Here is a 25,762-nt window from a genome sequence, read left to right as displayed (position 1 = left end):
CTTACCTGCCTATACTCCCGGCCCTGCCTCAGGCGGGATCTCTCCAGGCATTTCAACCGCTCCCGGCCCTGGATCCGCCGTCACTGCCGGAGTTGTTTCAGGCGGAGGTGCCGCCGGTGATGTTTCTATGGGAACTCCGGGAGTCTCGGCCGGGACGGCTACCGCAGGAGCTGCAGGGCCGACTTTTATGATGGCCTTTGAAGGGTTATAAGTATCCGTATGGAGGATCTCTCTGCTCTGCTCCACGCCATCCACATATATCACCTTCCACAGTCTGGACTTCATTCCCCTGTGTGCGGACTGTACCTGCTTTCTGCTTCCCGGAGGCATGGCAGGATCCACCACTTCCTTGGGAGCACCGGGATCCGTTACGCTTAAGGTCTCGGAAACAAACTCAAAGGTCCTGTTTGCAGGCCTGGTTTCCTTTCCGTAAATGGTAAAAGTAAGGGTTTTCCCGGAAGTATAGCCCTCAATATAAATGGGAGTGCTGTAATTGTTGGAAAATTTTATGTCCTTGTACGTACCTGCAATGGCCGCATCCTCCGAAGGCTTTACGTAGCCTACCACCATGGAATGGTTCTGTCTCTGGTCGACTGCAAGCTCTGCCCGAAGTACGGCATTATAAAGGGTGGTAGCGATCTGGCATACGCCTCCGCCTACACTGTCCACCACCTGGCCGTTCTCATAAGCGGACGCTGTAGCATATCCATTGGCCAGAGTAAAGGGATGCATGCATTCATAACCGGACAGGATTTCTCCAGGCATGAGCACACGGCCGTTGATCTTGCTTGCACCTACTTGCAGATTTTTAGATCTGGAAGCGCCGCTGGAAGAAAAGCTGGTGGAAAAGGTTCCAAGCACATCATTTATCGTAGATAAATCTTCCGTGGTGATCCCGGGCTTCACCTCTGATACCACTGCAGTGGCCGTTACCGGCTCCTTGAGCCCGTTGGCAAGAGCTGCGTCAAGGGCTTGCTTGGTGGCAGCCACATCCACGTTCTTTCCAATGGAAGAGGGAGTCACGATAAATGCCCCTTTGTCGCGTACAATGGTGGCGTTCTTAGGCTCCACCATCGCCTGTGAGCATTTCTCAGCAACAAAGGCGGCCACTTTCCCATCGTCAAGAGCCGTTTCCAAAGGAATGATCACATGGTTCTTCTCAATATCCTTTTTATTTAAATATCGTTTGATTAAGTTGCCTCCCTGCCAGGAAGATGCGGCCTGGGCCACAGCCTCAGGGTTGCTCCAGTGAAAGCCCAGCTCTTTTGCCACGGTTTCCACCGGCTGTCCATCAACGATTAACGTTACCTTCTGATTCTCCATTTCATTAACCAGGCTCTGGATCTTTTGGCTGGCTTCTTCTTCCGTCATACCTCCCAGATTATATTCTCCCACATAGATCCCATCCGGAAGGGTATCAGCCATGACATAGGTGGGAGAGAGAAATCCAATTCCCGCAGCTATGATAACCGCCGCCAGGCTCATGGATAAAGTTTTCTTTTTCATATTCATTCCTCATGCTCTGCTGCTGTGCCTGTATGCTGCCAATACACATCCCTGACCGTTTACATAAACTGAAGCATCATAGGAAGCACCATGGCGGCAATCAGTAAAATGACTACCAGGATCAAGACTACTGATAAAAATTTTCTGTTGTTTTTATTGTTAAAATTAATCATAACGTATCACCTCGCTTATATTCTTCCATACTGTGCTATAATTTTATCCGTGATTCTTGATATTTCATTTCTGGACATATGTTCCGTTTGCACAGATAAAACTATTTTATGATATTTTAATAAATCCTGCAAGTGTTCTTTTTGCCTTTTTGAGGCCGGCTGTTCCTTTTTTGCCTTATAGATCAAAGCCTGGGAATCAAAAATCTCCGGCGCTTCTTTTCCGTACCGTTTTGCCATTTCCTGATACAGTCCGTGGGCCGCACTTGCATCTGCAAGCGCCCGGTGGCTCATGGTTTGTTCAATCCCGAAATATCCGCACGCTGCCCCTAAATTTTTCTTCTCTTCGGGAGGCATGAACCTTCTGGCCAGCTTAAGGGTATCTATCCCCCGTCTCTCAAAACTATAACCTTCATTGATTGCTGCACGCTTTAAAAAGCTGTAATCAAAAATCACATGATGTCCCAGAACCGGCAGTCCCTCTGCAAATTCCAGGAATTCCCCGATCACCTCTCCGATCCCCGGAGAAGCTTCCAGCTGACGGTCGCTGATGCCCGTAAGAATGATCACCCGGGATTCCAGCTTCCTGAAGGGGTTGATAAAGGTTTGAAAGTGCTCTGTCATCTGCCCTTTCACAACCTTCACTGCACCGATTTCAATGATTTTATCCAGCTTGGGGTCAAGGCCGGTAGTTTCTAAATCAACGGCAATATAGGATGATTCCAAATTAAGCCTCCTTCTTCTTACTTAACTGCGCCTGAGCACTGGGACAGAGGGTTTGCAGAAAACACTGGCAGCACTTGGGGTTTCTCGCAACACAAATGGATCTGCCGAGAGTGATAATCTGGATATTCCATAAGATCCAATGATCCTTTGGAAGTACCTTCATCAGCTCAAACTCGATTTTCTCAGGATCCTCTTCCCTTGCAAAGCCAAGCTTTCTGGAAATCCGCTTTACATGGGTATCCACCACTATGCTGGGTTCGTTGTAGATATTACCCCGGATTACGTTTGCTGTTTTTCGCCCTACTCCTGCAAGGGAGGTCAGCTCTTCCATTGTCCGAGGAACCTCACCTCCGTATTTTTCCACCAGATCCTGACAGCAGGATATGATGTTTTTTGCTTTCATATGATAAAAACCTAGAGAATGGATATCCTTTTCCAATTCCTTTAAATCTGCCTGGGCAAATTTCTTTGGGGAATCATACTTCCGGAACAAATCCGGTGTTACCATGTTCACTCTGGCATCGGTGCACTGGGCGCTTAAAATGACCGCTATCAATAGCTGCCATGGATTTTCATGGTTTAAATAGCATACATAGGACCTTCCATACTCCCGGTCAAGGGCCTCAAGCACTTTTATTACACGAGCCTGCCGCTCTGCTTTTGTCTCTTTCTTTGCCATTACTTCCTCCAAATGCCAATCTCATAAGCCGCTGCATTATGGGACAGGGCATCCCTCTTTTTATAATCAAAAAGTACTGCCCTTCCATCCCGGAACACCTCCACATGGGCCATCTTTATAAGCTGTCTGGCCTCATAACCTTCATACCCTTCCTTTAAATACCCAAAGGAAGCTGCTTCTCCCTCAAAAAATGCCCGCACCTGGTCCTTAAAAGGTTCCTGGTCCGCGGCAAAAGGAGGCCGGCTCTTTAAATTTTCCCTCAGGTAAAGATCATATACCAGAAGATCCCGGTACAGGGAACGTTTATCCGGTACCTGACTGAGGATGAATCTTTCCAGAATCTCATACCGTGCCATCCGGCTGTGGCTGATGCCTGACAGCTCCTGTTTATCATAATATTCAGCCAATGCCTCAAACATATCAAAAGGTGTTTCAAACTCTTTATAAAGTTCTTGTAAGGTGGTCCGGAACTGTCCGCTGTTTCCGTATACCTCCAGCATTTCCTCCAACCCCTTCAGCTTCAGGATCCCGCCATAATCCAGCCACCTGGTGGACAGCACCTCGTAGGGCGGCTTCCGCTTAAACTTAAGTCCGTATTCCTCAGCCTTTTCTGACAGGAAGGAGCCTTTTAATACCTTTAAAAAACCAAGTTGAAGCTGCTCCGGCTTCATCTCGTAAACTTCATTAAAGGAATTCCGGAAGCTTTGGTAATCCTCCCAGGGAAGTCCTGCAATCAGGTCCAGGTGCTGATGGATATTTCCAAAGCGGTTGATCCTTCCAACGGTTTCTTTTAAGCGATTTAAATCCATAGTTCTGCGGATCTCCCTGATGGTATCCGGGTTGGTACTCTGGACCCCGATCTCCAGCTGGATGAGTCCCTTCCTCATGCGGGACATGATCTCCAGCTCCTCCTCATTTAGAAGATCAGCGGAAATCTCAAAATGAAAATTGGTGACTCCATTGTCATGTTCGATGATGTGCCGCCAGATCGCCATAGTATGTTTTCTGTTGCAGTTAAAGGTCCTGTCCACAAATTTCACCTGGGGGACCCGGTTGTTAAGAAAAACGTCCAGCTCCTTTAACACCAGCGCTGTATCCCGCAGCCGAACGGACTTATCCAGGGAAGAAAGGCAGTAGCTGCAGGAAAAGGGACATCCTCGGCTGCTTTCGTAATATATAATGCGGTTCTCAAACTCTTTTAAGTCCTGATACAGGAATGGGATGGAGCTCATGTCAACTGTCGTCTTTGGGGCTATCTCCACTACATTTCCATCCTCGCTTCTTACAGCCGTACCTTCAACGGCTTCAAAAGAAGAGCTTCTGCTTTCTTGGTTTTCTCTGCCCCGCTTTAAATAACAGCGTACAACCTTTGAAAAGGTTTCTTCCCCTTCTCCCATCATAATCCCATAAACCTGCGGTTCCCGGCAAAGGATCCGGGATGCGTCATAAGACACCTCGGGACCTCCCAGCCAGATCTCCACATGAGGGAGAATCTTCGGAAGGTCCCGGACCAGCTCCAAGACATAAGAAATATTCCAGATGTAACAGGAAAATCCCACGGCATCCGGCTTTCTTAAGTAAATATCCTTTAAGATCTCATCGGGCTGATTGTTAATGGTATATTCCTGGGTTTCGATCCGGAACCTTCCATCCTTCAGTTCCGGCTCTTTTACATGGGCTTCAGCATAAGCCTTTAAGCTGTAAACGGCAGGATTGGAATGGATGTATTTGGCGTTAAGCGCCACCAGTAAAAATTTCATGTCAAACCTCAATCTCTATCTTTCTCCCGGTAGGCTGATACTGGTAATACCTTACCCCGGCTGCATTGAGCATACGCTTGGATGCATTGACGGCAGGCGTGCCCTCGTACTTATCCGAGCCGTATACAATGGTCTTTATTCCAGCCTGTATGATGGCCTTGGCGCACTCATTGCAAGGGAACAGGGTCACATAAAGCTTGCTGCCTTCCAGGCTTCCTCCCCTGTAATTCAGGATAGCATTTAATTCGCTGTGAGTGGAATAGAAATATTTGGCATTATAAGGATCTTCCTGCTCATTTTCCCTGTCCCAGGGAAATTCATCGTCTGAACAGCCCATGGGAAAACCGTTGTAGCCCATGGATAAAATTTTGTTGTCCTGGCTCACGATACAGGCTCCCACCTGAGTGCTGGGATCCTTGGAGCGTTTGGAAGAAAGGGCCGCCACTCCCATAAAATATTCATCCCATGTAATATAATCTTCTCTTTTTCCCGCCATTTGTTTCCCTCCTTCTTGCCCATGCTTTTGGGGCTTATCGTATGCCCCAGGGTGTTTCCGCCTTCCTCCCCATGCTTTTGGGGCATAGCAGGATCCCCCCGGGTCTTTACACTTTCGTTCTTATACTTTTATCACATGATATCCGGCTGCCTTGGTAAGGCGGTTCATAATGGCCTGTCCAAGGTGATTTCTGGAAAAGCTTTCAGAAAATATAACATCCGCTTCCAGATCATCAAATTCCCGCAGCACCCCATATAGGTTGTGGGCTATGGTCTCCTCCCTGGTACGGATCCCCATGCTTCTCACCACTCCCGCATGATACGCTTCCTTTGTTTCCTCCGTACAGATGATCCCCACCCGTAACCCCTGGGTAAGCTTTTCTTCTGCCAGCCGGTTTATGGTCTCTATAACAGCTTCTGCATCCCCCTCCACCAGGGTCAGCTCCGCCTTGGGTGCATAATGCTTATATTTCATACCTGGGGCTTTTGGCCTTACATCCGCCTTCAATGGCCCGGATACAATGGCAGGGTCAAGAGGTACCTCTATTCCAAGAACAGCAGAAGCCATTTCCTGAGTAATGGCTCCGGGTCTTAAGATTACTGGCCCGTCACCTGATACATCAATGATGGTGGATTCCACACCGATCCCAACTGCCCCGCCGTCAACAATCATATCAATCTTTCCGTTCATGTCCTGCCACACATGGTCTGCCGTCGTAGGGCTGGGACGCCCGGAGGTATTGGCACTGGGTGCAGCCACCGGTACACCTGCCAGGCGAATGAGGGCCCTTGCCACCGGATCCACAGGCATGCGTACCGCCACCGTATCAAGCCCTCCCGTAGTTCCATAGGGTACCAGGCCGCTTTTGGGGAAGATCAGGGTCAAAGGCCCTGGCCAGAATGCTTTCATCAGCTTTTTTCCTGCTTCAGGAATTGCTGAAACCAGAGGAGGCAGATCGTCAAAATCTCCGATATGGGCGATTAAGGGGTTGTCCGAGGGCCTTCCCTTTGCCGCATATATTTTTCCTGCTGCCTCTTCATTTAATGCATTGCCCCCCAGCCCGTATACGGTTTCTGTTGGAAACGCCACCAGGCCTCCCTTTCTTATAATATCCGCAGGCTTTATTAACAGCTCTGCCTCCGGATTTTCAGTATCTTCTATAATAATTCGTTCCGTTTTCATATCACTCTGCTCTTTTCTTTTAACTTCCATTTATCATATCACAGCCCCAGTCTCCATGCAACTTTTTTGCAGGCAGGCAAACGGGTTCCTGCGCATTTGAAAGAAAACAATGGTTGCACGTTTTTCATATTAGTGATACCATAATAAAAACATTTTATTTGGGAGGAATACCACATGGAACTCATCATACCGGAAAACTATGACCCCAGGCTTTCCGTCCGGGAGACCCAGGAAGCCATTAAATACATCAGGGATACGTTTCAAAAAGAGCTTGGAAAGGAAATGAATCTGGAACGGATCTCAGCCCCCTTATTTGTGGAGCACAGCAGCGGTTTAAATGATGATTTAAACGGTGTGGAGCGTCCGGTGCAGTTTGACATTGCCGGAATTCCCGGAGAAACCATTGAAGTCGTCCATTCTCTGGCCAAGTGGAAGCGTATGGCGCTTCATGAATACGGTTTTCTGCCGGGAGAAGGCCTTTATACCAATATGAATGCCATCCGGAGAGATGAGGACCTGGACAACCTTCACTCCTGCTATGTGGACCAGTGGGACTGGGAAAAGGTCATTACCAGGGAGGAGCGGAAGGAAGAGACTTTAAAAGATACCGTCCGCACCATCTTTAAGATCATCAAGCACATGCAGCATGAGGTCTGGTACAAATATCCCCAGGCTGTAAAGCACCTTCCAAAAGACATTACATTTATCACTTCCCAGGAGCTGGAGGACCGTTACCCTGACAAAACGCCAAAGGAACGGGAAAATCTGATCACAAAGGAACACGGCTGTGTCTTCCTCATGAAGATCGGGGACAAGCTGGGCAGCGGAATGCCTCATGACGGAAGAGCTCCGGACTACGATGACTGGCAGTTAAACGGGGATATCCTGTTCTGGTTTGAGAATTTAAACTGCGCCCTGGAAATTTCCAGCATGGGAATTAGAGTCGATGAGGAATCCCTGGCAAAGCAGTTGGAGAAAGCAGGCTGTGAAGACCGGAAAAATCTTCCTTACCACAGGATGCTTTTAAACGGAGAGCTGCCCTGCACCATCGGAGGCGGCATCGGGCAGTCCCGTCTCTGCATGCTTCTGCTGGACAGAGCCCATGTGGGAGAAGTTCAGGCCAGTATCTGGCCAAAGGAAATGCGGGAGGAATGCAGAAAGCATAACATCATCCTTTTGTAGGCTGAGTGACCCTTTCCCGGCGATATCGGTTAAATAAAAAGGGGTGCTGCAAAATAGCAATCTATGGCTATCTTGCAGCACCCCTGTTTTATACTGTAAATCTGGAAAGGCACTGTGCTTTTAGAATTCCTAGTGGGTTATTCTAAAAGCTTCATCTCTTTCGCAGGGCTTTTTCAGCTTGAAGGTCTGTACCATTTCCTTCAGTGTTTCCGCCTGCTTGTACAGCTGGGCCGTTGCAGCGGTACTTTCCTCGGACGCTGCCGAATTTGCCTGCACCACGGTAGATACCTGACTGATTTCGTCATTTATTCTGGCTATACCGGAAGCCTGCTCTGACGATGCGCCGGCAATTTTTTCCGCCAAACCGGCAACCTTCTCGATTCCCCCAACTATTTTATTAAAAGCATCTGCGGTAGTCTGTGCGATCTTCATTCCATGTTCAGCTCTCTGTATAGAGCTTTCAATCATATCTGCAGTTTCCTTTGCTGCCTCTGCGGACCGGGCCGCCAGGCTTCGCACCTCATCCGCCACAACCGCAAAGCCCTTTCCGTACTGACCGGCTCTTGCAGCCTCTACCGAGGCATTTAATGACAGTAAATTTGTCTGAAAAGCAATGTCTTCGATGGCCTTTATAACCTTTGAGATATTTGATGAGGATAAGTTGATTTCATCCATGGCTTTGAGCATTTCCTCCATGTGCCTGTTGCCCTCCTCGGCTCCATGCCTCACATCATTTGCACACGCCCTTGCCAGTTCCGCATGATCTGCACTTAAGGTGATCTGGTTTTTTACCTCCGTAACGGCCGCTGCCAGTTCCTGAAGGGAGCCTGCCTGACGGCTCGCCCCTTCTGAAAGGCGTATACTTGCTTCCGATATCTGTCCGGCTCCGTTTAAAACCTGCCCCGACGTGTCACATATCTGAGACAGAATGTGGTTGTTCTTCTCTACGATGCTGCTTAAGGCAATGCCCAGAACATCCTTATCCGAACTTATTTTTACAGGGACGGTTAAATCCCCCCCTGCTATTGCTTCTGCTGTCTGTGCCTGGCCCCTTGTATTTTCCACCATCGCCTTGAAGGATTTCATCACTTCTCCCACCTCATCCTTTGTGAGCACCCGGACGTTTGCGCTTGCATCTCCCACCGACAGCTGCTGCGCAATATTGTTGAGAATTTTAAGAGGACGCACAATGCTTCGGTTTAAGGCCCTGCATATGATGAAGCTTGCAACAGCGGATACGGCAGTCAACAGCAGTATTGCGGCCGTATAAAGCGCAAAAAGTCTTGCTGATGCACTGCCTGCGGAATATAATCCGTAAATAGTAAAAAGGCTTATCAAAGAAATTAAAACTGTTAAAATGTTCACAACCCCGAATCCCATTGCCATTCTTTGATTTAGGGCAATGGAATTCTGCTTTTCCTGTTTTTTCATAGTAACTGCACCCCTCAATTTGTTTTTATATATGTATATCGACCGTTTTTGTGATTATTTTAGCAAATAGGGAATTTTATCCACTTAATAGAAAGAAAACCTTCTGCACACCTACAATCCATGAAAAAAAGGGCACAGCAAAAAACAGTTGGAGAAGTATTCCTTCTCCAACTGCCGGCATCATTGACGTAAATACAAGCCGGAAACGCTTTCTGTGTCCCGTTCCATTTGAGTATTCAGATCTTTATAATACACATCCTCAAACGGCAAATAAATACGCCGTTTTTCCAAAGAGGACAAATAGATTCCTTTCACCATTTCCAATGTCTTTCTGCCCTCCAGTCCGTCTATCATCACAGGCCTGTCATGGAGAATTGATTCATAAAAATCCCTGATCTGGAGATGATGGCTGCTGCCCCAGTAATCCGGTCCAACGTTCGTGGATTCATACGTATTTCTGATTTCCGTATAGCATCCATCCGCTTCGTAAAACCCCATATCCTGTATGAGGCCGCAGCGTCCTTTCTCCCCCTGGAATTCTATGGTTATAGGCGCATCGGATGCATAGGAATTGCAGGCGTAAAGATGGTACATACAGCCGTCTTGAAACCGTATGGCAGCCTCCGCGGTATCCTCCACATCCACCATTTCATGGCAATGGTTGTGTACGCTTCCTTCGATCCAGTCAATGTCACTGCCCAGCATATACCGGACCCGGTCCATGCTGTGAATGGCCTGGTCAATCAGGACACCTCCGCCCTCTTTATCCCAGGTTCCCTTCCAGCCGCTCCCCGCATAATAAGAGCCGGGCCGGTCCCAGGTAAGATAAGAACGGACAGATAATATCTTTCCAAAATATCCCTCTCCAATCAGCTGCTTTAATTTTTCCACACTCTTTGTATATCTGGTCTGGAAAATGACCCCCAGCTTTTTTCCTGTCAGCTTCTGCACCTCCATCATCCGGTCAGCATCCTGCAGAGAAATGGCAATAGGCTTTTCCGTCAGTACATGAACCCCTGCCTTCATGGCTTTTATGGCAATGACGGGGTGAAGATAGTGGGGAAGACACAGATGGATCACATCAATCCGGTATTGCAGTGCAGTTTCCAGATCCGTACAGTAATGGCAGTGAAATGTTTCCCCAAAGGCTTTTGCTTTGTCCAGGTCAATGTCGATGGCACACACTAATTCCACATAATCCGAAAGCCTGCGAAAGGCGTCTTCATAGCAGGCAGAGATCCTTCCGCAGCCCATAATTGCTGCTCTTAACTTTTCCATTGGCATACCTCCGTTTCATAAGAAAACAATATGGATCAGCCGATAAAAAAGCTTCCGGCCATATCCTGAGTAAACTTGTAATGAATATCAAAAAAATATTTCATTGCGCCATTATATAAGGCACTGGAATCTAAAAGGCTGTACCGGATGCTGACAGAGCTTACCATGCGACGGAATCCCATGGTGCGCAGACATTCCTGGATCTCCTGAAGAAATAAAGGCCCAAGGTCTTTTCCCTTGCCTCCGATAATGATCAGCTTTGGGTGGACCATGCAAATTAAATTGCACAAGGCGATGGAAAATTCATCGGCAATATCCCGTACCACCTTACAGGATACCACATCCCCATAGACACTGGCCTGACCCAGATTCCCATAAGTAACGGCCGGCGATTTTCTGAACGCAGGGCTTCCACCTGCCCTGGCAATACGCCCTTTTAAGGAAGCTTCCCCGATCATCAGCTCCAGACATCCACGGTTCCCGCAGGAGCAAAGCTCTCCCTCAGGGTCAATGGAATAATGGCCGAACTGGGTATAGGAAGCACTGGCACGTCCCAGCATCTCATTGCGGATAAAAAGAGTGGCGCCGATCCCTTTCCCGAAGTTGATAAAGGCAAAATCCTTTTCCATGATCTGAGTGTAAACCTTTTCCGCATAGGCAAAGCAGGCCGTATCATTTAAAAGAGCTACCGGAAAACCATTGAAAGCATGCTGAAGCTCTCCTACAAAATCTTTTTCCGGAAGGTTCAGGGTCGTGGCAAATATCTCCCGACGGTCCGGGTCGATCATAGCCGGAACAACCACACAGATGCCCAGAAACTGCTCCTTTTGAATCTGCTGCAGCACAATCTGATGAATGTATTCCTGGCATAAGGGGATGTAATCATCAGGGGAAGGCACTTCCATTTGCTGATTAAAGGAAGCAGAACCTGTGATGTCCACCAGGGCAGCGTTCAGCCCCTTCTCCTCCAGACAGAATACGGCTACATAATACTGTTCCGCCCGCAGCAGCAGGCTGTTGGGCTTGCGCCCCACATTGGTACTTCCGCTGGCGCCGGAATCGTATACAAATTTGCGCGCAATCAATTCATCCACCAGGGAAGAAACTGCGGTTTTGCTTAGCCGGGAATCCTTGGAAAGCTGCGCTCTTGAGATCCCTGGATTCCGGTATATGGAATTATATAACTGCTTCAGATTTGTATCTTTAATTAACTGTTGGTTAACAAGTTTCATAATATCCTTCTGTCCTTTGCTTGTTTTAATAAAATACCGGTTCAACTGCATCTTCCTTGCCATCTCCAAACGGATGAACACAGATGTTTTCCCTTGCTCTTTTCATGATCTCATGATGACGAATCGCCTCAAGCACACCCCCTTATACTTCATTTGTAAAGTCACATTATTAAATATATGTTATCACAAACCAGGATCAGTTGCAATAATCCTGAAAAAAATCCAGAAAAAACAGCATTATTAAAAAATCCCATAAACATTACCGGTAAATGATATTTTCAAATGATATAATTCTAAGTAAATAAACAAAATTAGATGATATAATTGTAAACGCAAATGATTAATATTTTAATTTTATGTATATTATATAATTTTTATAACTATATATCGTTATAATTCACATATTATCCATTAAAAATAACGGTATTCAAAAAATATATTGACATATATGTTACTTAATGCTATTGTAAAGCCAAGAATCAAATCCGTTTTATACAAAACAAAAGCCGATATTTTGCATTTTAATTTCAAAGGCTTTTAATTTTTCAATCTATTAGTAAGGTCACTGTACAAACTAAGGAAAGAGGTTAAAGAAATGAAAGTAGGACTGATCGGATGCGGAGGAATGGGCACGACTCATAACCTGTCGTTAAAAGCACTGTCAGAAAAAATGAATGTAGAAGTAACGGCTCTGGCAGACTGCAGGACCGAATACCTTGAAAAAGCGGCCCTTCAATGGCCAAAAGCAAGACTGTATCAAACCGGCATGGAACTTTTGGAGTCGGAAACCTTAGACAGCGTACATATCTGCCTTCCCAGCTATCTCCATACAGAACACGCGCTGGCTGCCATGGACAAAGGGATCCATGTGTTTGTGGAAAAACCTGTATGTCTCACAGAGGAAGAAGCCCAAAAGCTTATACAAGCAAAGAAAAAAAACAAAGTCCAGGTTATGGTAGGGCAGGTGGTACGATCTTTTGACGAATACCGCTATCTGAAAGAGTGCTGCGAAACCGGCAGGTTTGGGGAACTAAAATCCATCACAATGCAAAGAGTCAGCGGAGACGCCGCCTGGGGATATGAGGACTGGTTCCACCAGGAAGGAAAAAGCGGTTCCGTGGTTTTAGACCTCCATGTCCATGACCTGGATTTCCTCAGATATATGCTTGGAGAGCCGGATTCCTTTGATGTAAGGGCAACAGCCTTTTCCAGCGGCATGATCAACCAGATCTTCACTGCTTACGAATTTGGCAAGATCTTTGCCATAACGGAAGGCATATGGGATGTAAGCTCCGCACTTCCTTTTGAAGCCAGCTTCCACGCATGCTTTGAAGAAGCCAGCGTTGTATTTAAGGGAAGGGAAAAACCTTCCCTGACCGTCTATGGAAATGACGGCAGGATCCAGCATCCCAAGCTTCACCGGGAGTATGACGTGAACGATGATTCGGCAGGGATCAACATCTCCAATCTTGGGCCCTATTATACGGAAATAAAATATTTTATCCAGTGTCTCCAGGAAGGGAAGCCTGTGGAAATCGCTCCGCTTGAAGAAGGCATCCAGTCAGTGAGTCAGGCCATAAAAGAGTGGAAGCTGGCTAAGGAGTATGTAAATAAAAGGTATCTTTAAAAAATTTCATATTTTAGGAGGAAAATTATGATGAAAAAAGCAAGAGCACTGGCAATCCTGACGGCAACCGCATTAACGGTCCCAGGCCTGACGGCATGCAGCGGAAGTGTTTCCAAGAATCCGGCAAAAACAGCAGAGGAAATCACCTTAAAGGTATTTGACGCCCACGCCTACGGCCTGGAAGAATATGGGGAAATGGCCAGGAAATTTGAAGAAGCCCACCCAGGTGTGAAAATCGAAGTACAGCATGCAGCCAATGACAGCAGCACTTTGCTTCAGTCCCGCGTTAATTCAGGAGACATCCCTGATGTATTCGATGTGGAGTCAGGCACGGCAGCCCAGAAATATTACGAATATGCCTATAACTGGTCAGAGGACAAAGAGGTATTGGGAAAATTCAAAGATGCCGCCCTGGAAACCGGAAAGGACGGGGCCGGAAACATTATGTCCCTGCCATGGACCTATGAAAATTTAGGTCTGATTTATAATAAGGATCTGTTTGAAAAAGCCGGCATCACGGAGCTGCCAGATACCATGGATGAGCTTGAAGCAGCCTGCGAGAAGCTGTCGGCGGCCGGAATCACGGCATTTGCCCTTGCAGGAAAGGAAACTTGGGTCCTTCATCACCTTTCCACCCATTTCATGATGGATAAGTCTCTGGATGCCAAGGGAGTTGTGGACAAATTAAACAGCGGTGATTTAAAATTTGCCGATATGAAGAATTTCCAGAACCTCTTCCGCTTCCTGGATCTGGCTGTAAAATACGGTCCTGACAAACCTCTGGAAGTGGATTGGGAAACAAGTGAAAATATGCTGGCAAACGGGCAGGCTGCCATGATCCACATGGGAGACTGGTGCCAATCCACTCTGGATTCCTTTAACCCCAATGCCCGCCTGGCATTCCTCCCCTGTCCTGTCAGCGATAATCCGGAAGATGCCACCCTTCTCTCTTCCTGTAACTGGACCTATATTGTGAACAAGGATTCCAAGCATTTAGACCTGGCTAAGGAGTATCTGGAATACATCCTTACTTCAGACGAAGGACAGAAATGGATGTGCGACGGGGTAGGAGGCGTACCTGGGGCCAAGACAACCATGGAAGTAAAGGGCGCTCTGGCCAACGATGCGGCTGCATACGTAGAAGCCGGCAAAACCAATGGATGGATCCACACCATTGCACCTAACGGATATTCTGACATTGTAGGCCCTGCCATACAGGCATACATGATTGGTGACATGACCGCGCAGCAGGTGACAGAAGAATTCCAGAACGGCTGGCCGGTCCAGAAAAACTAATCTCTGGCTGAAACGGCCGTATCTTTAGGAAAGGGAAATTGGGAGGCGTGAAAGTGATAGAGAAAGGGAAAGCAAAAGATTTCTTAATATTTGCATTGTTTGTATTTCCGGCGTTAGGTTTTGTGCTTTTTTCCACTGATGTGCCATTTCTGATGAACCTGTACTACTCTGTCTTTGAATGGAACGGGATCAGCAGGGACATGAGGTTTGTAGGGCTTCAGAACTTTGTACATATATTCTCAAATGATGCTTTGTTTTGGAAAGGCGCCGCATTTACACTTAAGTTCTCAGTATTTTATGTGGTAGCGGTGAATCTCCTGTCCCTGACCGTGGCTCTAGTCATGGCAGAGGAGAAAAAAAGCTCAAGTGTGGGGCGGGCATTTTATTACATCCCATATATCATCAGCCTGACAGCCATCAGCCTGATCTGGAAATTCATTCTTGGCCCGGGCTTCGAGGCCCTGTACCGGACCACCGGCTGGGAGGTCTTTCACTGGAGCTGGCTCGGCACAGCAAAGCTGGCATTCTTTGTAGTGGTGCTCATGACTGTGTGGCAGAATCTTGGATTCTATATGGTAAACTACATTGCCGGTATCATTTCCGTGCCAAGAGAACTGACCGAGGCTGCAAAAATCGATGGGGCCAACCGGTTCCAGGTGCTGAGAAGGGTGACCATTCCACTGATCATGCCCGCAGTTTCCATCTGTATGCTTACCTCCCTGACATTCTCCTTCAAGCTGTTTGATGTTATTATGGTATTTACCAAGGGCGGGCCTGCAAATTCCACTGTATCCGTGGCCTACAATATCTATAAGGAAGCATTTTTCAGCAACCGGTATGGCATGGCCACTGCAAAGTCCCTGGTTTTTGTCGTATTCGTGCTCATAGTCACAGCGATACAGCTTAAGGTTACCAAGGGTAAGGAGATAGAGGCGTAATGAAAAAAGTTAAAAAAGTAAGCGTGCTTTCTGCTATTGTGTTTGTCTGTTCCGTGTTCTGGCTGATGCCCCTGCTTCTGATTTTTATCAATTCCTTTAAGCCTTACAACGATATGCTTCAAAGGTTTCTGTCCCTGCCAAAGAGCTGGAGCTTAACCATGTACTTGGAAACATGGACGAAATTCCGTTTTCCCCTGCTCATCAGCAATACCCTGCTTTATACGGCATGTACCGTGCTGGTGATCACCCTGCTGGCTCCTATGGCCGCCTATCAGCTGGCCAGGACAAAGGGACGGCTGTCCGCAGTATGCTTTATACTCATTATCATGCCCATGATGGTGCCCTTCCAGTCCTACATGATCACTCTCACTAGGCTGGTGGCCAGTGTGGGCATGACCGGGCATAAATCGGGATATATTTTGGTTAATACAGGACTTTGCATGCCCTTAGCGGTTTATATGATCCACGGTTTTGTAAAAAATGTCCCAATTGAGCTGGAGGAATGTGCATGCATTGACGGTGCATCAAAAGTAAGGACCTATTTTGCCATTGTTCTTCCCCTGCTAAAGCCCATCCTGACCACAGTGGTGGTTCTGGATACTCTTGCCATATGGAATGACATCATCACCAACCAGCTGATTGTCGGAGGCAATGCCAAAGCCATGAACATTCAAAATGCTCTTTATATGCAGTTTTCTGCACAGACAGCGGACTGGGAACACGCCCTTCCCGGAATCGTCATGTCCATGGTTCCAAGCCTGGTATTCTTTGTTATCATGCAAAAGCACATAGTAGGCGGTATAACAGCAGGGGCCGTCAAGGGTTAATAAAAAGAAAGAGAGGGATTGTTCCATGAGAATCGGAGTTATGGTTGAACTTTTCCGGGATACGGATGTGGATGAAAGATTTAGGGAGCTGCGGTCCATGGGGATGGAAAGCTGCCAGCTGGTATGCTGGGATCAGGACCTGATGAGTCAATGCACGGCAGATCAGGTAAATGCTGCCGCAAGCCGCCACAACGTGGATATTACAGCTTTCTGGTGCGGCTGGGAAGGCCCCAAGGTGTGGGATTTCTATGACGGGCAGCTTACACTGGGCCTGGTACCGGAAGCCTTCCGTTTTGAGCGGATGAAGACACTTCAAAAGGGGATTGATTTCGCAGCCATGATCCAGGTGCGGGATGTAGCGACCCATGTGGGATACATGCCGGAAAACCCCTATGATCCCAATTATCCGGCTGTCCTGGCCTGCTTGAAAGCTTTGGTAAAACAGTGTAAAAAGAATCAGCAGAACTTTCTTTTTGAAACAGGGCAGGAAACTCCTGTTACGTTAAAAAGAGCCATTCAGGACATAGAAAAGGAAACAGGAAAAGGCAATGTGGGGATCAATTTAGATCCTGCCAATTTAATAATGTATGGAAAGGCGAATCCAATAGACGCCCTGGAAGTATTTGGGGAATATGTCATGGGGATTCATGGAAAGGACGGAAACTATCCCACTGACGGACATAAGCTGGGCCAGGAGGTGCCCCTTGGGAAAGGGAAGGTCAATTATCCCGCCTTTGTGGCAAAGCTGAAAGATATTGGATATACCGGTGATATCACCATTGAACGGGAAATATCCGGCGAGGAACAAAAGAAGGATATTCTTATGGCCAAAAATCTTTTGGAGCAGTTGATAAACGAAAACTAAGAAGACGAATTGCCGAATGCAGCCGTTGCTGCGCCAAATCCCTGGGGAAGAAATGGGAAAGCTGTGCCGCCCCCAAACGGCGCTGACCCTGACCGCAGCAAAAAACGCCTTGATTGGTCTGAAAAGACCATATTCAAGGCGTTCCTTTATGTAATTGATACGTTTTCCTATTCACTTCACCTACCATTTAGATACTCCATGATTCCCATGTGAATCGTCCAGGCCAGCCGGTCCTGGTAATCCGGAGAATTCAAAAGGGCGGATTCCTTCCAATTGGTCAAAAAACCGCATTCCACAATTACGATAGGAGTCTTTACATGCAAAAGCAGATAGTAATTATCATTGGGCTTTGCCAGTCTGGTGTTTTTTTCACCCAGCACATAGTCAAACCGGTCTTGCAGGATTTCCGCCAGTTTTTTTCCGTTATCAGACCTTTTATAGTAAAATACCTGTCCTCCGGAAACGTCCTCCTGATGATAGCTGTTCTGGTGAATGCTGACAGTGAGTGCCGGACTTACATCATTGATAATCTCACAGCGCTTGCTCATATCCGCCATCTTTTTTCTGCTGTCTCTCTCTGAATACAGTCCGTTGTCATCTTCTCTGGTCAGGACCACTTCCACATCGGAAGCTTCCAGATATTTCTTCAACCGTTTTGCAACCTGCAGATTTATATCCTTTTCCAGGCTTCCGTCAATGCCGATTTTTCCCGGATCATTTCCTCCATGTCCCGCATCGATGACAACCACAGGTTTTTTTCTCCCGGGCTTTGCGTTGACTCCTGCCGCCATTTTTCCGGCCTGGGTTGATATCACATATACCAGCACCAGCAATATCAGTGCCATAAAGGGTTCCCATTTCTTTAATTTCACATTTCCTACCTGATTCATCTTCTTAATGAATTATATCTTTCTGCGAAATAAAAAAGAACTGCTCCCTGCGACTTTCCTGTCATTCTGAGCTCAATGTATTATAGTCCTTTGTCCCATCGGAAGTGATCCACTCCAGATATTGGGCCAGAATGCTGGGATACCCTTCCTCTTCCCACATCTTGTAGCCGGCCTTTGCTTTGGCCTTATCCCGGATATCCACTACCTTTCCTGCATAGCAGGCGGTGTTAAGCTCTGAATAGACCTTTGCCATCTGTTCCTTCTGATATTTGGTCAGTCCCTTAAAAGTATCAAGTCTCTTGAATTCATCCTGTGCCTGATTATAAAATACTCTGCTTAAAAACTTTTTCCCAAATTCATCAAAGCTTAAAAGATTCTTATCAGTGCTTCCCGTGTTTTTTGCCCAACCCTTCATATCCAGAGATTTCGTATGATACCGGAAGTTGCCGTCGTTACCATAATACAAAACCCCATACTGACAGGGTGGGGTGGACAGGGAACTGGTGACAATCTCGTAAATCCCGGAATCGCTGCCTGATCTCATATAATGCTGCACATGAAGGTGTCCGCTTAAAAACAAGGGCACTTCCCAACTTTCCAACTGGTCAATAAGCTGTTCACCGTGTTCAATGGTGCAGTCCTGTAAGTATACCTCACTTTCTTCAAGAAGATTATGGTGGCCTACGGGAATCACGTTCATACCCAGATTCCAGGCCTCCTCCATCTGATCCTCGATCCAGTCATAGGTATCATCCTTTATCATTCCCCCCACCAGATTTTTAGGTTCGTACTGACAGGTATCAAGCATTAAGGCCCTGGTATAGTCATTTACCTGATAAACATAGCTTAAGGAAGAAGGATCCCGGCTGACTGCCTCATTGTATCCGAAATCCTGGTAAATCTCCTCAAATTCATCCGAAGTGATATTTTCCGCCCCTAAAAAGGTATCTCCGACAAACTGGGCTGCCAGAGGATTATTAATATCATGGTTTCCCGGAATAACAATCACGGGTATTCCGGCATCTTCGATCTCCCCTAGTTTTTCAGCAAAGTTCTTATGGCTTTCTTTCTCTCCGTTATAGGTTAGGTCACCGCTTAGGATCACCAGATCCGGGTGCTCCGCCTTTACTTCTTCCACAAAGGCATCTGTAATTTCCCATATGTACTGCATCACCTTGCCGTCGCCATGGTCTATACTATACTGAAAGCCCTTCTGAAAATCCGTCAGATCCCTGGCCAAATAATGGATATCCGTCGCTACAAGGATCTTGCAGCCGTCTTTAAAGGATTCCTCTGCAGGCTCTTGAGCCGGGCTTTCCGAAGTCTGGGGAACTTCCTCTATGGTGGGCGGTTCCGCATTTGTTGTTTCTGTCTCCTGGGGCGAAGCGCTCTCTGCGCTGGTACTTTCCGGCACGGTTCCCTTAAAAGAACAACCTGCCAGCATGCATACCACAGCCAGCAATGCTGCCAATACGATCCTGTTTCTCATAACCTGACCTTTCTGTCTATTCCCTGTTATCTTTTAATTTTTATCAAGCCGGATTTTATCCCACAAATCTGCCGGTTCAAAGCCCAGCTTCCAGCAGGCCACCCCTGCCAGGCCATACTGTCTGATCAAGTCCATCTTAAGTCCTATGGAGCGCTCCTCCTCCAGCCACAACTGCTTAAGGCCTTCCTCTGTCTGCAATTCACCATAATACTGTCCCAAATCATCCTGCCAGTACAATTCAACCTTATTTTGGCTGACCCATTCCTTGGCACGGGCTATGCCCATTGAGGATGAGTTGGTCTTTCCATCTGCCCCCTGAATCCAAACCCGTGTATAAAGAGGAATCCCATTGATCACTTTTTCCTTTGGCACCTGGGCCAGGGTATCTTTGATTCCGTTTTCCACATACCTGATAGAAGCTACGGAACCGGCCTCCCCGCCAGCATAGTGCTCATCGTATCCCATGACAATCACATAATCCGCCACGATTCCCTGTTCCTTCCTGTTATAAAACTGATTGCCGGGAGCCGGAACATAATTATCCACGGACAGGACAATCCCCTTTTTGCGGCAGGGTATGGAAAGCTCCCGAATGAACTGGATATAATGGACTCCGGCCTCTTCCTTGATTCCCTCAAAATCCAGGTTGATTCCATCAAGGCTATACCGTTCCACCTCCGCCATAAGGGCATCGATCAGCTTCCGCCTGGTGGAAGTCTTTGACATGAGGATCTCCGTATTGACGTCAGGGCTGAAATTATTGATGAGAGCCCAGACCTTCAGTCCCTTGTCATGAGCTTTTTTAACATAGTCCTCCTGAGCCAGGGACCGGAAGTTTCCCTCATTGTCCGTAAGTTCAAACCAGGTAGGAGAAATGACATTGACCCCTTTTGTATTGGCGATCAGGCTGTCAAAAGAAGCGTTTCCTTCCGGATTTGTCATCTGGTGCCATGCAAGGATAACCGGTTCTTCCATGGAAATGCTTGTATAAACCGGCTTTACAAAGGTGCTGACAGGAACCTCACTGGTAACCTCTCCCAGCCGTTTGCGTTCCACATAGCCCACAAATCCGTCCTGAGTCCGGACCTTGTCCCATTTTTCCATGGATTCCAGAACCGTCAGCTGGCTGCCCGGGGAGATCCATGTGACAATAGGGCTTTTTACTCCGCCTTTGACCCTGACGTTGCCTTTTTGGGAAACCACGGCTTTTTTCTGGGCATCCCAGTTATTATTTATGAAGACCCTCTTGTATTCAGCGCTGTCAAAGGCTGTGATGCGGATATCCGTATAGTTTGCCACCAGGCCCATGGAAAGATAGACCCCGTTTTCATTCACCCATATAAGGGGTTTTCCTGAACTTCCCATAGTAGAATGATCCGCATAGACAATGGAGTCCGGCAGGGCATACACCAGAAGCTTTTCGTTGCTGTCCCAGTAAAACCGCTGGTTCAGCATATCATTTACCCACTGAATGGGGAGGTAGGTTTGACCCTCCAGAAAAAGCCCCTTTGCTTCCTGCAGATCCTCATTAAGATAAAGGGCCACTTCATCTCCCTGTACTCCCAGAAGCTCGGTCATATCTGCCTGTTCCTTGGACGGGATATACCGTTCCAGAAACCGGGCCCCGAAAAATCCCGCAGTCACTATCAATATCATTCCTAGCGCCGCAAGAACCGGCACTGCTTTTTTCTTCATCTGCTCTCCTCCTGGATCGTGTCTTCTTTTGCTATCACTGTCGTCAATGATATCATGAATCGGCAGTTCATGTTCGGCATACGCCGTTCTTCAAATACGCAGGCGCATTTTTCTCTTTCGCTCATTATATCACAATTCTGCATTTTTGAAATTTACATTTTCATTACGTTCCAAATCCCCTGATCCCTCCCTGACGCGCTCCTATGGCAAGCTTTCGGCTGAAGATGGCATCCGGCCGCGTCCCCTTTGGAACATTCTGACATTTATCGGTTATACACCCGGTCAAATCTTATTTCCTGCAGCTTTCCGGTCTTTTTATCAGGAATATAATCGGCCATATAAAAGCTATCATCCTCCCTCACTTCAAATATTTTGTTCCAGTCTTTTTCCGGCAGCTCTTCTCCGTCTATCAGAATGGCGATTCCCTGATCCCGGTATTTTTTAAGCCCTGCCAGATAATCACCTTCTTTTGTGCGCTCGTTCCTTTCTCTGGCATCCTCTGTTTTCATCCGCATCTCCCCCGTATAATTTCATTCGTGCCTGATCAGCCCGGGAGAAGACCACAAGGGTATTGCCGTGACACAATCTCTCCCCCCGGCCTTAAAAAAACTGTTGGTAAAAGCCTATGATCTCACTGGTGACAGCAAAAACGTCTACTGAAACCGGAATTCGGAAGATGGGTATTTTAAGCCTCTTTTCCGCACTTTTTCTGGCTTCCTCGCTGCCAAATGACACGAGCGTCTTCCAGCCTTTTTCCGCTTTTTTCCCCTTTCCCTCAAACTCCAGAAACGCTTCCATCTGCCACTCGCTTAGGCTGCCGAGAACAAACTGCCTGTCACATCTTAGAAATTCATCCAGATTTCCTTCCTTTACAGTTCCGTAATCCACAATCACTGCCTGGTATCCGGACTTTTTACACAATAACAGGGTATCAATCCCCGCCCGTTCATAATAATCTGCTTCCAGTATCTGAAAATATCCGGCCTGTGCCTTTTCCTTCCCGCACATCTTTCTCATGTTCTTAAAATCTTCGCGGCTGTTCCATTCCAGAACTGCACATTTTTTTCTTAAAACTCCGCCCAGATATCCTGCCGTCAAAACCGTAAAATGGGTCACTCCCACGCCTCTGCCGGTTCCGATGATCCCTATGACCTCCTGGCTCACCGGTCTTTTACCGGTGTGCAAAAGCTTCCATACCTTTATAATTGTTCCATTCATGAAGCATTTACCTTTTCCCTGGGGTACGGCCTTTGCCCGGGATCATTCCGGTCAGCCGCTCTATGATCCAGCTTTTCAGTCCGCTTATCCCTCTTCTTCTGATTTTAATTTCTAAAACTTCTTCCAGAAGAGCCTTATAAAAACCTTCCGCTTCTGCTCCCGGCTCAAAAGGATCCGGATAATATGGAGCCTTTAAGCACTTAGAAGGGACCGCCCCGTCAGGCAGAGTTATCCTGGTTTTACCAGCTGCGTGGTTGTAAATGATCCCGTAGGATATACGGCCCTTCACCACCTGCTCCGCAGACAAAAAGGTGCTGTTTCTGCCCCAGTCGCTGCCGTCGCATACCAGTATCACCCTGTGGGAGCCTCCCGTCAGAGCCAGGTTAATATTTTTTCCATAATCCAGGATGCGAATTTGAAAAGGCGGCTCTCTCAGCTTCACTCCCGGTCCGTAATAAGGTTTCCAAAGAAAGCCCCGGTACCTCATCAGGCCATACTGGTCCCGTTTCGCTGACCATACGCCACCAAGCCCGGCACTCATGCCGGAATCATTTTTTTCTTCAAATAAATTGGGATATCCATGATTTCTAAGATAGACAGACAGGCCGATCCCTATATGAGTCGTTCCGGCCCCTGATTTGCTCCCTGCAAGAGCAATGATAAGAGATGATGATTGTAGACGTTCCTTTGCAGCCGTTCCCATGCGCTCAAGCTGTCTGAGCCTTTCCCCCAGCTCCTGTGCTGATGAAAACCGTTCTTCCTTTTCCAATTTTATGCACCGTTTTATAACGGCTGCCAGATCGGCATCCATGGATGCAGCCGGTTTATAAGGCAGCTTTGGAAATACTCCTGTAAATAGATAATGAATGATAGTACCAATGGCATAAATATCTGTTCTCTCATCCAGTGCTCCATCCTTTGAATACTGCTCCGGCGCCGCACATCCCACGGTTCCGTACCGCTCTTTGGGCATATTTGCATCACCCAAGGACGCGGCAAGGCCAAAGTCAATCAATTTTATGGTGTCATGGCACAATAACAGGTTTTTCGGCTGTAAATCTAAATGTAATATGGGGTTTGGTCCTGCGAGATGCAGGTAACTGATGATGCTGGTCAACTGAACTCCATATGAAATGGCCAGTTCCCGCGATAGATGGCCCTGTCTTTTTACAAGGTCATATAATGATTCTCCTTCCAGATACTCTTCGATCAGATAACTATAAGATTCGTCTTCTTCTACGTCATAAATAATGGGAATTCCAGGATGGCGCAGTTCCTTAAGAACCAGTGCTTCACGCCTTAGATCTTCAAATTTCAGAAAGCTTTTGGGTACCCGCTTGATCGCCCGGTATTCCTCAAGCCCAAGATGAACCGCCAGAAAAACTGTTCCTGCCCGGCCGGTTCCCAAGATGCCGTATAGCTGATATTTTCCAAACAGAACGGCGCTAACAAAAACCACCTCCTTTTGTCTGTCCAATATCATCTCTTGGGGTATATTCTAATATATTCCTCCTGTTTTTTCAACCATTTTTTAAAAATAAAAAAATAAAGCCAAAAGCCATACACCCATCAGAACGATTTTACTCATCCTCTTCTTTCCTGAATGGTGTTTACCTGCTATAATAAAAATCAGAAATAAAATACCTATTTGTGAGGCGGTAGGAAGATGAATGAGAATTATCGTATTGCCCGGTTGAACATTGACTCCATAAAAAAATATGGAGCTTTGGACTTGGTTTGGAAAATTTTTGAAGAATTTGAAGCCCCGGATTATCCGGATGAAGGCATTGAGGAATTTCGGAAGTTTTTAGATTTTGAAACGATAAAACAAAAAATCTCCAGAAATGAAATGTTTTTCTGGGGATGCTTTTCCGGGGATGCCATTGTGGGGGTGATCGCTGCCAGACAGCCCTGCCATATTTCGCTTTTATTTGTGAATAAAGAACATCATCGGCGAGGTATCGGACGGGAATTGTTCCATACTGTAACATCCTTTTACGCAGCTGCGGGCATTCACCAGGAAATAACCGTTCATTCATCGCCTTATGCGGTCGAGGTATATCATAAACTAGGATTTGTGGATACCGATACCGAGCAGCTTTTAAATGGAATACGGTTTACTCCAATGAAATATATTCTACGCTGATTCTCCCTGACATCTGAAGACAAATGAGAAGTTTCTGGTTTTCTTTATGGTTCCATCGTACTCATAACTTAAAGGTTTTATTCTTGCCTTATAACAATATGAATCAGTTATATATTCACGAATCGAATTAAGTTTTTAGTACGTTTTTCCAGATTATACAGAAAGACTTAAAAGAGATTACAAGAAACAGGTGCAGTTTCCCATCCTGTCCAATAAAAAAACCGGAAAATCCAATAATCAAATAGGATTCCCGGTTTTTAGCATACAATCCTTAAAAATATATAAATTTTTTCACATAGTAATTGCTTTTTCGCTATATTATATAGTATAGTTATGTTGAGGAAGTATGTAAACATTCATTCACCATTTTAAAAAGAACAGGAAGTGATCCTATGAAGATAGAACGTATTAATGAAAATCAAATTCGCTGTACGCTTACCAGCTTTGATTTAAGCGTCCGAAACTTAAATTTAGGCGAGCTTGCCTATGGCAGTGAAAAAGCCCGCAACCTGTTCCGCGAGATGATTCAAAAAGCCTCTAACGAAGTGGGATTCGAAGCAGAAGACATTCCTCTCATGGTAGAAGCAATTCCGTTGTCCAATGAAAGCGTCATGCTGGTGATCACAAAAATCGAGGACCCGGAAGAATTAGATACAAGGTTTGCTAAATTTTCTCCAGCAGCCGACGAGGACTTGGATTCCATGCCAGGAGATCTGGCAAGCGAACTTTTGGAAGGCGCCGACGGACTATTAAACTTGTTAGGAATTGACAAAAAAGAAGAACCGGAGGCAGAGCAGCCAAAAGAACCATCGGGTGCTTCCTCGATACGAATTTATAGTTTTCAAAGCCTGGATCAGATATCTGATGCTGCAAGGACCATCGGACAGGTTTACGATGGCGAGAATACATTGTATAAAAAACCTGATACCAGACAGTATTATCTGGTGATCAGAAACACCCCTGATAAGTCTCTGGATTTCAGCCGTGTCTGCAACCTGCTTGCAGAGTATGGTTCCAAGATTCATCAGGACTACGCCTCTGAAGCGTACTACAAGGAACATTACGAGGTGCTGATTGAAGGCCATGCCCTTCAATCTCTTGCAAAACTTTAATCCGTTCCTTTGTTCAT

At 46.6% G+C, this 25,762-nt stretch carries 24 protein-coding genes; 8 read left to right on the top strand and 16 right to left on the bottom strand.

The features are described from left to right. Positions 1-9 precede the first annotated feature (9 nt). From CLOSA_RS01835 to CLOSA_RS01805, 7 genes are all read right to left on the bottom strand, one after another. Complete coding sequence (locus tag CLOSA_RS01835) at positions 10-1,506, bottom strand: VanW family protein (RefSeq protein ID WP_013271086.1); 1,497 nt, start codon at positions 1,504-1,506, stop codon at positions 10-12. A gap of 59 nt (positions 1,507-1,565) precedes the next feature. After that, entirely contained in the window at positions 1,566-1,679 is a 114-nt protein-coding gene (locus CLOSA_RS23545) for a hypothetical protein (protein WP_013271085.1), read from the bottom strand. 15 nt (positions 1,680-1,694) lie between these two features. Continuing rightward, positions 1,695-2,402 (bottom strand): 3'-5' exonuclease, encoded by a 708-nt coding sequence (locus CLOSA_RS01825; RefSeq protein ID WP_013271084.1) that lies wholly within the window; start codon positions 2,400-2,402, stop codon positions 1,695-1,697. A 1-nt stretch (position 2,403) separates the two neighbouring features. Further along, the gene (gene nth, locus CLOSA_RS01820) at positions 2,404-3,081 is read right to left on the bottom strand and encodes an endonuclease III (RefSeq protein WP_013271083.1); all 678 of its coding nucleotides are present in this window, start codon (positions 3,079-3,081) and stop codon (positions 2,404-2,406) included. Further along, positions 3,081-4,841 (bottom strand): B12-binding domain-containing radical SAM protein, encoded by a 1,761-nt coding sequence (locus CLOSA_RS01815; protein ID WP_013271082.1) that lies wholly within the window; start codon positions 4,839-4,841, stop codon positions 3,081-3,083. Before CLOSA_RS01815 ends, nth begins: the two co-directional genes overlap by 1 nt. Position 4,842: 1 nt before the next feature. Then, entirely contained in the window at positions 4,843-5,337 is a 495-nt protein-coding gene (locus CLOSA_RS01810; RefSeq protein ID WP_013271081.1) for a deoxycytidylate deaminase, read from the bottom strand. A 120-nt stretch (positions 5,338-5,457) separates the two neighbouring features. Continuing rightward, the gene (locus CLOSA_RS01805; RefSeq protein ID WP_013271080.1) at positions 5,458-6,519 is read right to left on the bottom strand and encodes an L-threonylcarbamoyladenylate synthase; all 1,062 of its coding nucleotides are present in this window, start codon (positions 6,517-6,519) and stop codon (positions 5,458-5,460) included. Positions 6,520-6,693: 174 nt separating this feature from the next. Between CLOSA_RS01805 and asnA the strand changes: the two genes are divergently transcribed. Further along, positions 6,694-7,701, top strand: a complete 1,008-nt coding sequence (asnA, locus tag CLOSA_RS01800; RefSeq protein ID WP_013271079.1) for an aspartate--ammonia ligase — start codon at positions 6,694-6,696, stop codon at positions 7,699-7,701. Positions 7,702-7,830: 129 nt separating this feature from the next. Here the strand turns inward: asnA and CLOSA_RS01795 are convergent, their stop codons facing one another. From CLOSA_RS01795 to CLOSA_RS01785, 3 genes are all read right to left on the bottom strand, one after another. Then, the gene (locus CLOSA_RS01795) at positions 7,831-9,132 is read right to left on the bottom strand and encodes a methyl-accepting chemotaxis protein (RefSeq protein WP_013271078.1); all 1,302 of its coding nucleotides are present in this window, start codon (positions 9,130-9,132) and stop codon (positions 7,831-7,833) included. A gap of 180 nt (positions 9,133-9,312) precedes the next feature. Further along, positions 9,313-10,410 (bottom strand): Gfo/Idh/MocA family protein, encoded by a 1,098-nt coding sequence (locus CLOSA_RS01790; RefSeq protein WP_013271077.1) that lies wholly within the window; start codon positions 10,408-10,410, stop codon positions 9,313-9,315. Between the two features lie 35 nt (positions 10,411-10,445). Next, the gene (locus CLOSA_RS01785; RefSeq protein ID WP_013271076.1) at positions 10,446-11,642 is read right to left on the bottom strand and encodes an ROK family transcriptional regulator; all 1,197 of its coding nucleotides are present in this window, start codon (positions 11,640-11,642) and stop codon (positions 10,446-10,448) included. A gap of 595 nt (positions 11,643-12,237) precedes the next feature. On the opposite strand from CLOSA_RS01785, the gene CLOSA_RS01780 reads away from it, so the two are divergent. The 5 genes from CLOSA_RS01780 to CLOSA_RS01760 are packed head-to-tail and all read left to right on the top strand — an operon-like array spanning position 12,238 to position 17,195. Further along, the gene (locus CLOSA_RS01780; protein WP_013271075.1) at positions 12,238-13,269 is read left to right on the top strand and encodes a Gfo/Idh/MocA family protein; all 1,032 of its coding nucleotides are present in this window, start codon (positions 12,238-12,240) and stop codon (positions 13,267-13,269) included. Positions 13,270-13,296: 27 nt separating this feature from the next. Then, positions 13,297-14,565, top strand: coding sequence for an ABC transporter substrate-binding protein (locus tag CLOSA_RS01775; protein ID WP_013271074.1), 1,269 nt, complete (start codon positions 13,297-13,299; stop codon positions 14,563-14,565). Between the two features lie 53 nt (positions 14,566-14,618). Further along, positions 14,619-15,503: a carbohydrate ABC transporter permease gene (locus tag CLOSA_RS01770; RefSeq protein WP_013271073.1), complete on the top strand. Its 885-nt coding sequence runs from the start codon at positions 14,619-14,621 to the stop codon at positions 15,501-15,503. Next, positions 15,503-16,330, top strand: coding sequence for a carbohydrate ABC transporter permease (locus CLOSA_RS01765; protein ID WP_013271072.1), 828 nt, complete (start codon positions 15,503-15,505; stop codon positions 16,328-16,330). Before CLOSA_RS01770 ends, CLOSA_RS01765 begins: the two co-directional genes overlap by 1 nt. A 25-nt stretch (positions 16,331-16,355) precedes the next feature. Then, on the top strand, positions 16,356-17,195 hold the full coding sequence (locus tag CLOSA_RS01760) for a sugar phosphate isomerase/epimerase family protein (RefSeq protein WP_013271071.1): 840 nt from the start codon (positions 16,356-16,358) through the stop codon (positions 17,193-17,195). Positions 17,196-17,371: 176 nt separating this feature from the next. Here CLOSA_RS01760 and CLOSA_RS01755 read toward each other — a convergent pair whose 3' ends face one another. From CLOSA_RS01755 to CLOSA_RS01730, 6 genes are all read right to left on the bottom strand, one after another. After that, a complete protein-coding gene (locus CLOSA_RS01755) occupies positions 17,372-18,067 on the bottom strand; it encodes an N-acetylmuramoyl-L-alanine amidase (RefSeq protein ID WP_041708792.1) in 696 nt (231 codons plus the stop codon). 79 nt (positions 18,068-18,146) lie between these two features. Next, the gene (locus tag CLOSA_RS01750) at positions 18,147-19,574 is read right to left on the bottom strand and encodes a metallophosphoesterase (RefSeq protein WP_013271069.1); all 1,428 of its coding nucleotides are present in this window, start codon (positions 19,572-19,574) and stop codon (positions 18,147-18,149) included. A 33-nt stretch (positions 19,575-19,607) separates the two neighbouring features. Beyond that, positions 19,608-21,269 carry a glycosyl hydrolase family 18 protein gene (locus CLOSA_RS01745; RefSeq protein ID WP_013271068.1) on the bottom strand — a complete coding sequence of 554 codons (1,662 nt, stop codon included), beginning with the start codon at positions 21,267-21,269 and terminating at the stop codon, positions 19,608-19,610. Between the two features lie 263 nt (positions 21,270-21,532). Further along, positions 21,533-21,778 (bottom strand): hypothetical protein, encoded by a 246-nt coding sequence (locus CLOSA_RS01740; RefSeq protein ID WP_013271067.1) that lies wholly within the window; start codon positions 21,776-21,778, stop codon positions 21,533-21,535. 91 nt (positions 21,779-21,869) lie between these two features. Beyond that, positions 21,870-22,487, bottom strand: a complete 618-nt coding sequence (locus CLOSA_RS01735) for a hypothetical protein (RefSeq protein ID WP_013271066.1) — start codon at positions 22,485-22,487, stop codon at positions 21,870-21,872. A gap of 7 nt (positions 22,488-22,494) precedes the next feature. Further along, complete coding sequence (locus CLOSA_RS01730) at positions 22,495-23,970, bottom strand: serine/threonine protein kinase (RefSeq protein ID WP_243429445.1); 1,476 nt, start codon at positions 23,968-23,970, stop codon at positions 22,495-22,497. Positions 23,971-24,153: 183 nt separating this feature from the next. Here CLOSA_RS01730 and CLOSA_RS01725 point away from each other — a divergent pair, with 183 nt between their 5' ends. Continuing rightward, the gene (locus CLOSA_RS01725) at positions 24,154-24,633 is read left to right on the top strand and encodes a GNAT family N-acetyltransferase (protein WP_013271064.1); all 480 of its coding nucleotides are present in this window, start codon (positions 24,154-24,156) and stop codon (positions 24,631-24,633) included. A 392-nt stretch (positions 24,634-25,025) separates the two neighbouring features. Further along, entirely contained in the window at positions 25,026-25,745 is a 720-nt protein-coding gene (locus tag CLOSA_RS01720; RefSeq protein WP_013271063.1) for an adaptor protein MecA, read from the top strand. The last annotated feature ends 17 nt before the right edge of the window (positions 25,746-25,762 follow it).

Source organism: [Clostridium] saccharolyticum WM1 (genome assembly GCF_000144625.1).
Lineage (GTDB): Bacteria > Bacillota > Clostridia > Lachnospirales > Lachnospiraceae > Lacrimispora > Lacrimispora saccharolytica.
Note: the sequence above shows the minus strand (reverse complement) of the source record. Positions and strands in the feature narration are given on the sequence as shown.